The 13177-nt window shown below is 64.7% G+C and carries 14 protein-coding genes; 13 read left to right on the top strand and 1 reads right to left on the bottom strand.

Going from position 1 to position 13177, the window contains the following annotated elements; genetic code table 11:
- Window positions 1-20 precede the first annotated feature (20 nt).
- The 3 genes from K3177_RS04195 to K3177_RS04185 are packed head-to-tail and all read left to right on the top strand — an operon-like array spanning window position 21 to window position 4251.
- The gene (locus K3177_RS04195; protein WP_187335527.1) at window positions 21-1169 is read left to right on the top strand and encodes an HlyD family secretion protein; all 1149 of its coding nucleotides are present in this window, start codon (window positions 21-23) and stop codon (window positions 1167-1169) included.
- Window positions 1170-1172: 3 nt separating this feature from the next.
- Window positions 1173-2726, top strand: a complete 1554-nt coding sequence (locus K3177_RS04190) for a DHA2 family efflux MFS transporter permease subunit (RefSeq protein ID WP_187335526.1) — start codon at window positions 1173-1175, stop codon at window positions 2724-2726.
- Window positions 2727-2763: 37 nt separating this feature from the next.
- The gene (locus K3177_RS04185; protein WP_246449923.1) at window positions 2764-4251 is read left to right on the top strand and encodes an efflux transporter outer membrane subunit; all 1488 of its coding nucleotides are present in this window, start codon (window positions 2764-2766) and stop codon (window positions 4249-4251) included.
- Window positions 4252-4365: 114 nt separating this feature from the next.
- On the opposite strand, the gene K3177_RS04180 is transcribed toward K3177_RS04185, so the two are convergent.
- The gene (locus K3177_RS04180; protein ID WP_259963214.1) at window positions 4366-4584 is read right to left on the bottom strand and encodes a helix-turn-helix transcriptional regulator; all 219 of its coding nucleotides are present in this window, start codon (window positions 4582-4584) and stop codon (window positions 4366-4368) included.
- A gap of 1 nt (window position 4585) precedes the next feature.
- On the opposite strand from K3177_RS04180, the gene K3177_RS04175 reads away from it, so the two are divergent.
- From K3177_RS04175 to K3177_RS04130, 10 genes are all read left to right on the top strand, one after another.
- Window positions 4586-5110: a hypothetical protein gene (locus tag K3177_RS04175; RefSeq protein ID WP_187337199.1), complete on the top strand. Its 525-nt coding sequence runs from the start codon at window positions 4586-4588 to the stop codon at window positions 5108-5110.
- Window positions 5111-5435: 325 nt separating this feature from the next.
- Window positions 5436-5768, top strand: coding sequence for a hypothetical protein (locus tag K3177_RS04170; protein ID WP_187335525.1), 333 nt, complete (start codon window positions 5436-5438; stop codon window positions 5766-5768).
- Between the two features lie 34 nt (window positions 5769-5802).
- Window positions 5803-6090, top strand: coding sequence for a type IV conjugative transfer system protein TraL (gene traL, locus K3177_RS04165; RefSeq protein ID WP_006834208.1), 288 nt, complete (start codon window positions 5803-5805; stop codon window positions 6088-6090).
- 12 nt (window positions 6091-6102) lie between these two features.
- Window positions 6103-6672, top strand: coding sequence for a type IV conjugative transfer system protein TraE (locus tag K3177_RS04160; RefSeq protein ID WP_187335524.1), 570 nt, complete (start codon window positions 6103-6105; stop codon window positions 6670-6672).
- Window positions 6669-7484, top strand: a complete 816-nt coding sequence (locus tag K3177_RS04155; protein WP_187335523.1) for a type-F conjugative transfer system secretin TraK — start codon at window positions 6669-6671, stop codon at window positions 7482-7484. The genes K3177_RS04160 and K3177_RS04155 overlap by 4 nt, the downstream gene beginning before the upstream one ends.
- Window positions 7484-8800, top strand: coding sequence for a TraB/VirB10 family protein (locus K3177_RS04150; protein ID WP_221597170.1), 1317 nt, complete (start codon window positions 7484-7486; stop codon window positions 8798-8800). Before K3177_RS04155 ends, K3177_RS04150 begins: the two co-directional genes overlap by 1 nt.
- Entirely contained in the window at window positions 8797-9669 is an 873-nt protein-coding gene (locus tag K3177_RS04145) for a DsbC family protein (RefSeq protein WP_221597168.1), read from the top strand. Before K3177_RS04150 ends, K3177_RS04145 begins: the two co-directional genes overlap by 4 nt.
- Window positions 9666-10238, top strand: coding sequence for a hypothetical protein (locus K3177_RS04140; RefSeq protein WP_221597166.1), 573 nt, complete (start codon window positions 9666-9668; stop codon window positions 10236-10238). Before K3177_RS04145 ends, K3177_RS04140 begins: the two co-directional genes overlap by 4 nt.
- Entirely contained in the window at window positions 10235-12778 is a 2544-nt protein-coding gene (gene traC, locus K3177_RS04135) for a type IV secretion system protein TraC (protein ID WP_221597164.1), read from the top strand. The genes K3177_RS04140 and traC overlap by 4 nt, the downstream gene beginning before the upstream one ends.
- Entirely contained in the window at window positions 12775-13155 is a 381-nt protein-coding gene (locus tag K3177_RS04130) for a hypothetical protein (RefSeq protein WP_221597162.1), read from the top strand. Before traC ends, K3177_RS04130 begins: the two co-directional genes overlap by 4 nt.
- Window positions 13156-13177 lie beyond the last annotated feature (22 nt).

Genomic DNA, 13177 nt, shown 5'->3' with positions numbered 1-13177 from the left:
CTCGTGCAACGGGCCAAACGATGGCGAGGAGCGAAATTACCATGGCGGACGAGACAGCAGGCGATAGCGATCAAGGCGAACGTCCGAAGGGGTTGTCCAGTCCGCGGGTCCGGCTTGGTCTGCTGATCGCCGTCATTCTGGTCCTGCTCGCCGGGGGCTACTGGTATTACAATCATCAGACGTACGGCCGATTCCAGCAGTCCACCGACAACGCTTATATCGCCGCCGACAGCGTCATCATCTCCCCCAAAATTGCCGGCTATGTCGAGCGCGTACTGGTGACTGAGAATCAAACGGTTGCGTCGGGCGATGCACTTGTGCAGCTGGACGTGCGGGATTATCGCGCCCAGACCAGCCAGGTCGAAGCCCAGATCGCGGCGTCGCTCGCCGGAGCTGATACGGTTCGCGCACAACAGCGAGAGCAGGATGCGGCTATCGAGCAGGCCCGTGCCCAACTTGCCGCGGCATCTGCGCAGGCCGGTCTGGCTGCGGAGCAGGTTGCGCGTTATCGCCCCCTTGCCGCTTCCGGAGCGGAGCCGCGCGAAAGGCTCGACCAGCTGCAGGCCCAGGCCAGAGAAGCGCAAGCCCAGGTCGCGGCGGCGCGCGCCGCGCTCACGGCTGCACAGCGGCGGCAAGGCACGCTGGGCGAACAGATAGACCAAGCCAATTCGCAAGCCAACGCAGCTCGTGCGCAGCTTGAGGCGGCCCGCCTGAACCTGTCGTCGACCACGCTCAGGGCGAGCATTTCCGGGCGGGTGGGTGACCTCACGGTCCGGCCCGGACAATTTGTCCAGCCCGGCCAGCGCCTGATGAGCGTGGTTCCCACCGACCGTCTTTATGTGACGGCGAATTTTAAGGAAACGCAGCTCGGCCTCGTCCGCCCCGGGCAACCCGTCACCCTGGAAATCGACGCGCTGCCCGATCTCGAGTTATCGGGGAGAGTGGAAAGCATCGCCCCCGGGACCGGGGCGGAATTCTCGATCCTGCCTCCGCAAAACGCGACGGGCAATTTCACCAAGATCGTTCAGCGCGTCCCGGTCCGCATATCCATTCAGGCTTCTTCCGAAGTCCTGCGTCTGCTGGTGCCGGGCATGTCCGTTGTCGCCAGCGTTGATACCCGCGGCGCCAGAGACGAACTCGATTCGATCCGCAACGCGGCCAGAGACTGACCGATGGCAGGTGCCTCTGCTGCGGTTGCTCCGCCGGTCGAGAAGGCCGATGCCACGGCCTGGATCGCCGTAGCCGCCGGTGCACTCGGCGCGATGCTGGCAACGCTCGACATCTCGATCGTCAATTCCGCGCTGCCGACGATACAGGGAGAAATCGGCGCGACCGGAACCGAGGGCACGTGGATTGCGACAGCTTTCCTTGTAGCCGAAATCATCATCATCCCTCTGAGTGCATGGCTGGAAAGACTGCTCGGCCTTCGAACTCTGCTCATCGTCGCCGTTTCCGCCTTTACGGCCTTTTCGGTGTTGTGCGGCATTGCCACCGATTTGACGACCATGATCATCGGCCGCACCGGTCAAGGATTCATGGGAGGCGCGCTGATTCCCACCGCCATGACCATCGTGGCGAAGCGGCTGCCTCCATCGCAGCAACCCATCGGAATGGCGCTGTTCGGGATGACGGTGGTCCTTGGTCCGGTCATGGGGCCGCTCGTCGGGGGCTGGCTTACGGAGAACCTGAGCTGGCACTACGCTTTCTTCGTCAACGTGCCCGTCTGCGCCTTGCTCCTGGCTCTGCTCTTCATCGGGCTGCCCCACGAAAAACCTGACTGGGTCTACCTGCGCGAGGCGGATTGGGCAGGCATCGTGGGTATGATCCTTGGCCTTGGCGGGCTGACCGTCGTTCTGGAAGAAGGTCACCGTGAGGAATGGTTCGAATCCACACTGATCGTGCAGCTCACGTTGATGACGATCGTCGGCTTCGCGCTTCTGACTTACGGACAGCTGTATGCACGCAAGCCAGTGCTCAAATTGCGCCTGATGCTCAGCAGGCAGTTTGCCAGCGTCGTGGTCATGGCGCTGGCACTCGGCATGGTCATGTATGGCTCGACCTACGTGATCCCGCAATTTCTTGCGATAATCTCCGACTACAATGCCTTGCAGACTGGGTTCGTAATCTTCTGGATGGGTGTTCCGGCCTTCCTGCTGATGCCTGTGCTGCCCTTCATGATACGAAAGATTCACATCCGGATTGCGGTCGGCGTGGGCATGTTCATCATGGCGCTAAGCTGCTTCGTCAGCATCAATCTGACAGCGGCATCGGGAGGTGGAGTGTTCACCGAAAGCCAATTCCTGCGAGGCATCGGCATGATCCTCACGATGATGTTCCTCAATCAGGCGACGGTAGCTTCGGTTGCCAAGGAGGATGCCGGCGATGCTTCCGGGATTTTCAACGCTGCGCGAAACCTCGGCGGTTCGTTCGCGCTCGCGGGGCTTGCCTCGTTCCAGGATCAGCGCCTGTGGCATCATAGTCGGCGCATGGAAGAAACCCTCAACGCCAACAGCCCCCGGCTACAGGAATACCTGGACGGCATGACGGCGTCGCTGGGCAGCCCACAGGCCGCGCTGGAGATGCTTTCCGGCATCATTCAGCGCGATGCGTTCGTAATGACCTACAACGATGTGTTTTTCGCCATGGGCGCGATTACCCTGGCCACGGTGCCGCTGGTACTGTTCCTCAAGCCTCTCCCGAAGAACGTATCCCTTTCGATGCACTGAGAACTCTATGCGCAAGACCCTAACTCTCCTCGCTCCCATGGCGCTCCTCACGGGTTGCATGTCCGGTCCCGACTATGCCGGTCCCCCGCAACTTGCGACCGCCGCAAGCGACGCGTTCGCACGGGCCGGCCCCGAAATCGATCCGTCAGCGCCGATTGCCGGCGACTGGTGGACGCTGCTCGGCGATCCGGTCCTCAATGATCTGGAAGCACGCGCGCTGGCCGGCAATCCGGGCGTGGCCGCGGCGCGCGCTCGCATCGAACAGGCAAGGGCTTCTGTCCGCCAGGAGCGCGCCAACCGGCTGCCCGCCGTGGCTGCGCAGGCGACTGCGATCCAGGCGAAGATTCCAGGTCTGGATATCGGCAGCGGCCCGCCCGCGGGATCGCCCGGCGCTCCTGCAGACACCGAAGAGCAGGACAGCCTCAGCGTTTACAACGTCGGGCTCAATGCAAACTGGGAGATCGATTTCGCAGGGGGGCAGGCACGGCGTGTCGAAATGGTCAACGCTCAGGCTGCGGCCTCGGTGGCGAACGCCGAGGATTCGAAAGTTCAGCTCGCCGCTGAAGTCGCGCGGGCTTATGTGAGCCTGCGGGAAGCGCAGGGGCGGCTCGAGCTCGTCCAGCGCGAGCGTGAGTTGCAGCAGCAAACTCTCGAATTGACCTATCAGCGCTATACGCAGGGCGCTCTCGCGCTATTCCCGGTCGGCAACGCGAACGCCGAGCTCGAATTGCTCAACTCGCAGATCGCGGAAGCGCAAGCGGACATCGATGTGTTCAAGGACACGCTCGCGGTGCTTACGGGCGAAGCGCCCGGAGCACTCGACGGGCTCCTGACGGCTCAGGCCGAAATTCCGCTTCCCCCCGAACGGGTCGCGGTGGGTGATCCCGCCGCGCTGATAGCGCGGCGGCCGGATGTTCGTGCCGCGGAACGAACGCTCGCGGCGGCGAATGCGCGCATCGGAGTGGCGGAGGCCGCTCGCTTCCCCAAGCTTTCATTCATGGGCATACTCGGTTTGGGCGGATCGCAGCCGGATGACATCTTTGATCTCGGCAATCTGTCAGCGATCGCCTTGCCGAGGCTACAGTGGAACCTGCTTGATTTCGGCCGCACGGCAGCATCGATCGATCAGGCCGAGAGTGCGCGCGACGAGGCCGAAGCACGCTATGTTGAAGTGGTCCTCGGCGCACTGCGCGATGCCGAACAATCGCTTGCCCGGTTCGGGCAGCAACGAGCCAACGTAGCCGCGCTGGCGCAAATCAGTCGACAGGCCGACACGGCTGCGGAGCTTAACGAGCAACGCCGCGCAGCGGGGGTAATCTCGCAGGGCGAGCTCAACACTTCGATCCGCCAGCGCGAACAGGCCAGAGCAAATCTCGATCGGGCGATCGCCGCCATGACAAATGGCTGGATCGCGATCCAGAAGTCCTTGGGACTGGGATGGGCCAATTTGCCTGCAGGCCAGACCACGGTGGTTGAGTCGGCCACAGTCGATCGAGATAGGGCTGGGCGATCGAACTCAAATTGAGTTCGTCGGTTTGCTTTGGTAGATCTCGGGCGCGCGGTTTCCAAGCCTAGCTGCGGCGAATAGTTATGCTGGTGGTGATGGCGCATTCATCCGATCGTAACGACTGCTATCTGTCTACCTCTTGAGTTGGCTCTCGACCCAAGCAATTATGTCTTCCTCCCCCCATGCGACCGCATAGCCACCCAACTGCACCGGCTTTGGAAACTTACCCTCGCTCATCCAGCGATAGATCGTCGAACGGCCGAGGCCGACACGGTGCTGTACTTCGGGCAGACGAATGAGACGGGTGACCCGGCGGGTTTCGGTCGCTCCCTTGTCGATCTCCTCACCCACGATGGCCTCCTTCGACACCGGCAAAGACATCGCCAAGCAGCGCATCCTTGCGTTCGAGCTCATCGATGTGATCGGAAAGCAGGCGGGCGACACGATGCGCGGTGCCCTTGGCCCAACGCGGCTTCACGTCGTGGACCTGGTTACCCAGGACACGCTCGAGAGCCGAGGGCAGCTCACCGGAAAAGTCCTCGAAGAATTGCGCGAGGTCAGATTGCAGCCACGCGATTGCGTGATCGCCGCTACTGACCAGAAACAGGAGCAAGTGCGCGTGCGGCGCGACGCCGCTTGCGGCGAGAATGCGCAAGGTTTCGCCGAGGCTGGCCGAGCGTTCGCCGGCAAGGACGCGGCGCAGGGCATCCTTATGGATCTGCGCGTCACGCGCGATATCGCAGCGGGCACGGCCGCTGGCTTCGACAGCGGCCAGAAGAAGCCGGGCGAGGTCCGCGCGAACCTGTTGTTCGGCAAAGAGCGCCATGTTGGTCATCGACGAATCCTTATCTCTAGAAGTGATCGACTCACCGGCTAACCGCTAAGGAAGCCTGTAGGAAAACGAAAAGAACATTAAGAGAACATAGAAGAAGGAACGAATCACCTTCCTTCGACGATTCGCGCGAATTCCGGCCGCCGGCGCGCGTATCGAGGCTCGCTTCGCGCAGAAGCCGGCACAGTCGGCGCTACTCCGCGATCAGCCTGCGCGGATCCCGTCCATCACACCTTCCGATGTCGCATTTCGCTTGGTCGGTAGCCCCAAAATCCAATTCCCGATTTCCTACAGCCCGGCTCCGGGGAGAGGAAAGAACATACAGCGAACGCATCGCTGGCTGATGTTCAATCCCTCGGAGTTTCCATCCATGACCACCAAGACTGCCCTTCCGGCCCAGCAGCGCACGCCCAATCGGGCCCGTGGCCGCGACTACATTCTTCCTGCCTGCGTGGCGCTGGCCTGCGCCGGTGCCGCCTTCGCCGGCGCCGACACCACCTTTGATCCCGCGCTCACCAAGTTCACCGACTTCCTCGAAGGCTCGGGCGGCAAGATCATCACCGTGCTCAGCCTTGCAGGCGGTCTGATCGGTCTCGCCTCCGGACGCTTCTCGCTCGGCCAGGTCGCCGTGCCGGTCGGCGTCGGGATCGGTGTCGGCACCGGCGTTCCGATCGTCACCTCGGTCGTGACCGCGGTCATCTGATCAGCGGATCCGGTCACGACAGGAGGGCGGCATCATGGCTGACAGGTACCTCGTTCCACGGCGGCTCGACGACCCGGAGCTCATCGGCTTCTGGACCATCGACGAGTTTGCAGGGATTCTCATTCCCTTCGCCTGGGGCATCCTCTCGCAGCATATCTTTATCGGTATCGGCCTGGCCGCCGGGGCCTGGCTTGCCTTGCGGAAGGCAAAGGCACGCGGCGCCGGTTCGGCACTGGTGCATGCTGCGTACTGGTACCTGCCCGGGAGCTTTCTCGGGCTGAAAGCCACGCCGCCCTCCCACTGCCGCCTGTTGGCGGGCTGAGGGAGGCGACCCATGCGAGCAGAATTCGCGCACGAACAGGCGCAGGCCTATCTCCGGCAACGCAACCGCTTTGCCGTGCTGGCAGGTGTCCTGGGCCTCACCACGCTGGTCAGCCTCGGCGCCGCGGTCACTCGCGACGAGCAGGTTGTGCTGGTGCCGATCACCGCCGAGCGCATCACCGTCTCGAGCGGCGGGATCGACGCCCCCTATCTCGAGCTCGTCACCCGCGACACGGCGCTGATGCTCCTCAACCGGGCGCCCGAAAGCCTCGACTACTGGATGGCGAACATTCTGAAGCTCGCCGATCCCGCCGCGCACGGCCGCCTCAAGGCCGAGCTCGTCAGAATTGTCGAGGAACAGCGCGGCTCGGACATCAGCCAGGCCTTCGTGATCGCGGAAATGCATGTCGATCCCAAGGCCCTGACCTCGACCGTCACCGGCACGCTCAAGACCTTCGTCGGCGCGCAGGTGATCGCGAGCCAGCGCCGCTCCTTCCGTTTCCGCTGGTCGAAGCGTGGTCTCAGCGTCGCGCTCGCCGGCTTCGAACAACTTCCCACCGACAAGGAGGAACCCGGCCAATGAGCCTTCTCCCATCTCCCCTCGCTGCTGCGCTTGCCGGAACCGGCCTTGCCTGTTTCGCGATCGGCGCGACAAGGCGCCCCGATCCCGGACTCAAGCTGACCGGCCTCGCCGTGCTTGCCTTCGCGCTCGCGCCGGTCCCGGCGTATGCCGACCAGTTCGTCGAAGCGGCCGACAACGCGACCATCGACTGCGAACTCGCCCGCGGCGAACTCACCCGGATCGCGCTCATCGATGATGGCTTTGCCAATGTCTCGAAGATCGCGAGCGGCTTTCCCTACAACGACTTCCAGGTGACAAACGAGCCGGTACGCGGAGACATCTATATCTCCGTGCCCCCGCTATTTGCCGCTGCCCGGGTCAGTTTCTTTGCGACCAGTAAGGCGGGCTATGTCTACAAGTTCGCCTGCCGCCTCGGCGGTGAGGAAGCGACCCAGCTCTTCATTACCAATCCGGCGCTGGCTAAAGCCGCGGCTACCGAATGGGAAACCGAGACCGGACCCGAGGACGCTGCGATCCGCCTGATCGAGGCGATGGCGAGCGATGCAGTCCTGCCCGGGTTCACCGCTCGTGCTGAACTGTCTGCTCCGCGCCGCACCGGCGGGATCGAGGTCCAGCTGGTCGCCGAATACCAGGGCGATGAACTCACCGGACAGCGCTTCCTCGTACGCAACCTCAGCCAGGAAAGCCTTGCGCTTGGCTCCGAGCGCGAGGGGCCAGCAGGCGCGCTCGCCTTCGCCTATGGCCGCGATGCACTCGCTCCCGGTGAAGCGACCAGTGCCTTCCTTGTCTTTGCTAAGGGAGGGCTCGACTGATGGCCGAGGCAACACAGAAAGACGCCGAAAAGAGGCCTCTGCCGGGCTCGCCGGAAGCGCGCGAAAGCGGACGGCGCAACCTAAATTCGCAAATCGCGCAGCGCCAGAAGATGCTGCTCGCCGGGATCGGGGCCATCGCGCTCATCGGCGGCGGGATGTTCATCTTCGGCGGCGACGGCGACGAGGGCGGCACCGATGCCAATGGTGCTGCAACGATCGACACCGGCGGCCTCGTCAATCGCAACCTCTCGCAGCGCGAGTTCGTCGCGAGTTACGGTAACCGGCTCGATGCACAGGGCCGCGCGATCAAGGATCTGCAGCAGGCCCAGCTACCGCGACCCGAGATCGAGCAGGAACTCGAAGCGCTGCGCAGCGAGAACGCGCAGATGCGCTCCGACGGCCAGGCAGCGATCGACGCGATCTCGGCTGAGAATGCCAATCTGCGTTCACAGCTCAGCGACGCTGCAAAGGCCCCTGCGACCGCACCGCCCCTACCGCCGCCGCCTGCCTATGGTCCCGGCGTCGGAACCGGCGGGGCTGTCCAGCCACCGCAAGGAGCGCCGGAAACGCAGGGCGGACAGCTCAGCCTGATGAGTTTCAGCACGGAGGCGGGCAAGGACGGCAAGCCTCGCGCGACAGAGACTGCGCCGGCCTTGCTGCTCGAAGCGAGCCGCGATTACCTCCCTCCCAACAGCTATGCACCGGCAACGGTCATCGTGGGTGTCGATGCCTCGACCGGCGTTGCCAGCCAGAGCGATCCGCTTCCCGTGGTGCTCCGGATTACCGGACCGGCCCGCTCGGTCATGCGCGGCAACAAGCTGCTCACAACCGACATCACCGGTTGCCTCGTCAACGGCGCGGCGCGCGGCGATCTCTCGGCCGAGAAGGTCTACGTCAAGCTGGTGCGCATGACCTGCGCGCAGCCTGGCGGCCGCTTCGCGGTCAGCGAGGTCAAGGGGTTCATCTCCTTCGCCGGAAAGTCGGGCGTGCGCGGCCGCGTGGTCAGCCGCGAAGGCAGCCTTGTCAGCCAGGCACTGCTGGCCGGGATCGTTGGCGGCTTCGGTCGCGGATTTTCCGCCAACGCCAACGGCATCTTCACCGGCCAGGTCGGCGCCAACGGTCAGCGCGAGGCGCTGTCGCCGACCGACATCCTCGCCGGTGGCTTTGGCCAGGGTGCCGGCGAAGCCGCCGACACCGTCAGCCGATACCTCATCGAACGCGCCGAACAATACCAACCCGTCGTCGAGATGCCGACCGGCATCGAGGTCGAGATCGTCTTTCTCGACGGCGTCCACGTCAGGAGCTCCTCCAAATGAACTACAATGACCACCGGCCGGGCCTGAAGGCCCGCGCCGCCCACCTTGCCCTTGCCCTTTCGAGCGCCGCCGCCGTGCTGACGCTCGGCGTCTCGGCCGTAACTGCGATGCCTGCGAGCGCTGCCGGCATGGCCAGCGATGTCGCGCAGGCACTGAAGCTGCGGCTGCCCAAGACCCCGATCGATGCGATCAGCTGCGACACGCTTGGCCCCTGGTGCGAAGTCGTCTCGGGCGACACGCTGTTCTACATCGACGAGACCGCCCGCTACCTGTTCGTGGGCCGTCTCTACGACATGGAAGAGCGGCGCGACGTCACCGCCGCCCGCCTGCTCGAACTCAATCCCGACCTACTTGCGGCCGGTGCGGCACGCGTAGCGAGCGATACGCCGGCGGGACGCGACGAAGCGCCTGTGCAGACGGCCGCCAGCCATGTCGACCTCTCGTCGCTTCCAGCTGCCGGCGCGATCCATTGGGGCAACCCCAAGGGCGAACGCCTGGTCGTCTTCTCGGATTTCCAGTGCGGCTACTGCCAACGCCTGACCGCTGAACTCGCCAAGGCCAAGGTCCATGTCGAAGAGCGACCGATCTCGATCTTTGGCGCGGCAAGCCGCAAGATTTCCGAAGCGGTGCTGTGTGCCAAGGATCCGGCAAAGGCGCTCCATGCGGCCTACGCCGGCCAGGCTCCGGCGAGTGCCAAGACCTGCAAGGACGCCAAGGCACTCGATGCCAACGAAGCCTTCGCAAAGGCCAACGGGTTTGCCGGAACTCCAGTCATCGTGCGCGCCCGCGATGGGGCGGTGCTTCATGGTTACCGCGATGCCGCGGCTATCCGCCGCTTCGTCGCCGAGGGCAAGGGAGAGGCGCAATGAGCCGGCTCCCGATCCTTCGCGCCGTGGTGCTTGCTGCGCCGCTCTTTTTGGCCAGTGGCTGCGCCAGCCTTGGCGGCAACGTCAAAGGCAGCTTTGCCTGCCGCGCTCCCGAAGGAACCTGCGCGCCGACTTCCGCGATCGATGCCGGGGCGACCGGCATTGAAAAGGCTGACACGACTGACGCGCATCGGACGGTGAGCCCGACCGGCGAAGCGGTTCGCCGCCTGCAGGTCGTGTTGACGCCCTACCGTGACGCGGCAGGCCGCGACCATGAGGCGCGCGTCGTTCACCTGACGCTGCCCGAACAGGTAGGGACAGGCTGGCGCGCGCCGCAGGGCCGCCGCGAAGTCCTGCGCTCGCTGGCATCGACCATTGCCGCGACCCGCGAGGGCAACCCCGCACCCGATTTCCAACCCACAGACACATTGCCGGAACAGCTGTTCATCCCCTCGCAGCCCGTTCCGGCGATGCCCGGCGCTGACGCGCCGGAACCCGGGGGACCTGGCTCGTTTCCCCCTCCCCGCGAGCCGGTCCCCCACCCTGACATGACCGAAGGAGAGAGCCAGTGACGCTATCCCTTGCTGCCGCGCGCGACGCACTCTCGCGGGGCCTGTTTGCCGACACGGCTCGGCCTGAGAAGCCCCAAGCCCATTTCGGGCTCGACATGCTCTCGGACTGGCTGCCTTACCGGGTCTATGACGAGGGGGCGAAGCTCTACCGCAACGCCCGCTCGAAGGGCTTCGTGCTCGAAGTCACCCCGCTGATCGGGGCCGACGAACGGACCGGCGAGATCCTTGGTCAGTTCTTCTCCGAAGGCCTGCCGCAGGGCGCCTGCCTCCAGATCCTGAACTTCGCATCTCCGCGGATTGGCAGCGTGGTCGGCCCCTGGTTCGCTCCGCGCTATGAGCAGGGCGGCATCTACGAGGCCATCGCCAGGGCGCGCACCAGGCGTCTCTACGATCTCGTCTGGAATTCGGGCTCGGCGCATGCGCCCTTCCATGCCCGCAACGTCCGGCTGATCGTCTCGCTCGGCGTGCCAGTGCCCGGCAGCGTCACCGATGCCGAACTCTCCGAATGCCGCGAAGGGTTGTTGGGCATGCTCCATTCGCTCGGCCTGCACGCGCAAGAGCTGCGTCCGGGCGGGCTGCTGGCGCTGATCGACGAGCTCACCTCGCCGACCACGGCGCACGAGACCGATATCCATGCGTGGAACCCGCACGATACGCTCGATGTCCAGGCCATCCGCCGCGACATCGAGCTCGAGGTTAGCGACGATCGCCTGATCCTCAGGACCGAGCGCTTCCGCGAGACAGGCCGAGACGAGGAGGGCAATCCCGAAGTCGGCGAATGCTATCCCGACCATTTCGACGTGCGGCATTATGCCGTGCGCTCTACCCCTGAGCGCTGGGCGCCCTGGGAATGCGCGCGGCTCATCGGCGACATGTTTACCGACAAGCTGCGCTTCCCCTGTCCAACGGCGACCATGCTGTGCCTCGTCTATCCCGACCAGGAAGCCGCCTCGGCGCGCGCTGGCTTCAAGTTCATGCGCACGACCAGCCTCAGCCAGACCAAGAGCGCGCGCTTTCTCCCGAAGCTCGCCGAACAGTCGGCCGAATGGCGCCACGTCCAGGCCGAACTCCAAGCCGGCAAGAAGCTCGTCAAGCTGTTCTACGGGCTCACTAGCATTTCGCCGCTCGGCCAGGGCGACGCGCACGAACGCATCATCAAGGCGATCTACAAGGCAGCGGGATGGGACCTTGCCGACGAGCGCTTCCTCCAGCTGCAGGGCCTCGTCGCTGCCTTTCCCCTGAGCCTTGCCGATGGCCTCGCCGACGACATGGCGCGGTTGAAGCGCCTCAAGACCATGCTCTCGACGACAGCGGCGCATATCGCGCCAATGCAGGGGGAATATCTCGGCGGCGTGATCCCGCACCTCCTGCTCGTTGGCCGCCGCGGCCAGCCCTTTTGGTGGTCGCCGTTCGAAAACACTGCCGGCAATCACAATATCGCGATCTGCGGCAAGTCGGGCTCAGGCAAGTCGGTGCTGCTGCAGGAGCTCTGCGCCGCCTTGCGCGGTGCGGGCGCCAAGGTCGTGGTGATCGACGACGGGCGCAGCTTCGAGCATTCGGTCAAACTGCAGGGTGGGCGCTTCGTCGAGTTCACGCTCGCCTCGGGCTTTTCCCTAAACCCCTTCTCGATGGTCGACGATGCCCGCGCGCACGAAGACGAAGACTACCGCCTCGACTGCTTCGCCATGATCAAGGCGATCGTCGGCCAGATGGCGCGTCCCGGCACCGCGCCGAGCGACACCGAACGCGGACTGATCGACCGGGCCGTGACTGCGACCTGGGAGGCCCTCGGAAACGGCGCATCGGTCGACGATGTCGCGCATGCACTCCATGGATCGGAAAGCGAGGCGGGCCGCGATCTCGCCACCGCGATCGCGCCCTTCTGCCGCGGCGGCAGCTACGGCGGGTTCTTTGCAGGCAAGGCGAGCTTCGCGCTCGACGATGATTTTACCGTCTTCGAGATGAGCGATCTCGCAAGCCGCGAGGAACTGCGCAGCGTCGTCCTTTCGGCGATCATGTTCATGACGAGCCAGGCGATGACCCGCTCGTCGCGAGCAACCAAGAAGCTGCTGCTGATCGACGAGGCCTGGGCCATGCTCAAGGGCGGGTCGATGGGCGAGTTCGTCGAGACCTATGCCCGCACTGCCCGCAAGTACGGCGGCGCGCTCGCCACCGCGACCCAGTCCCTCAATGATTATTACAAGTCCGACGGCGCGCGCGCCGCGCTCGAGAACAGCGACTGGATGCTGGTACTTCAGCAGAAGGCCGAGACGATCGCCGATTTCAGGGCGAACGCGCGGCTCGACATGGACGACCGCACCGAGACGCTGATCCGCAGCCTCAAGCGTTCGGGGACCGAGTACAGCGAGGTCTTCATCAAAGGCCCCGAGACCGAGGCGGTCGGCCGGCTCGTGCTCGATCCCTTCTCGGCGACGATCTACTCCTCCGATCCCGACACCTATGCGGCGATCCAGGACTGCGAGCGGCGCGGGCACAGCCTCGCCGATGCCATCCGCATCGTGGCGGGAGGCGGACAATGATGGTCTCGCATCTTGCCGACCGGGCCCCTCCGGCCAACCTCCGCAGCCTGCTGCCGTTCCTGCAAGGGAGCTGCTTCGTCCTCATCGAGACCGCACGCTTTGCGGCGACTTCGCTGCTGATCGTGCTGGGATTGCCGCTCGGGCTGTTCCTGTTCGTTGCAGGCTGGGACCTTGGCGGCCTCTTCACCCAGCTCGCCAATCTGTCGGACCGCTACCTTGAGGCCGATGGCCTGCGCCGCAGCCTGTTCAGCCAGGACCTCAAGGGCTGCTTTCTCGTGCTCGCTGGCGCGGTGACGCTGTTTCGCATGCCGCGCTTCCTCAAGCGGCTCGCGGCCGATCTCGACAACCATCCTGCCCGGGAGGCAAACCGTGACTGAGACGCGCAGATTACAATCTTTT

Origin of the sequence: Qipengyuania pacifica (assembly GCF_019711555.1) — a bacterium.
Classification (GTDB): domain Bacteria; phylum Pseudomonadota; class Alphaproteobacteria; order Sphingomonadales; family Sphingomonadaceae; genus Qipengyuania; species Qipengyuania pacifica.
The sequence above is the reverse complement of the archived record's forward strand: the minus strand, read 5'-3'. Positions and strand labels throughout refer to the sequence as shown.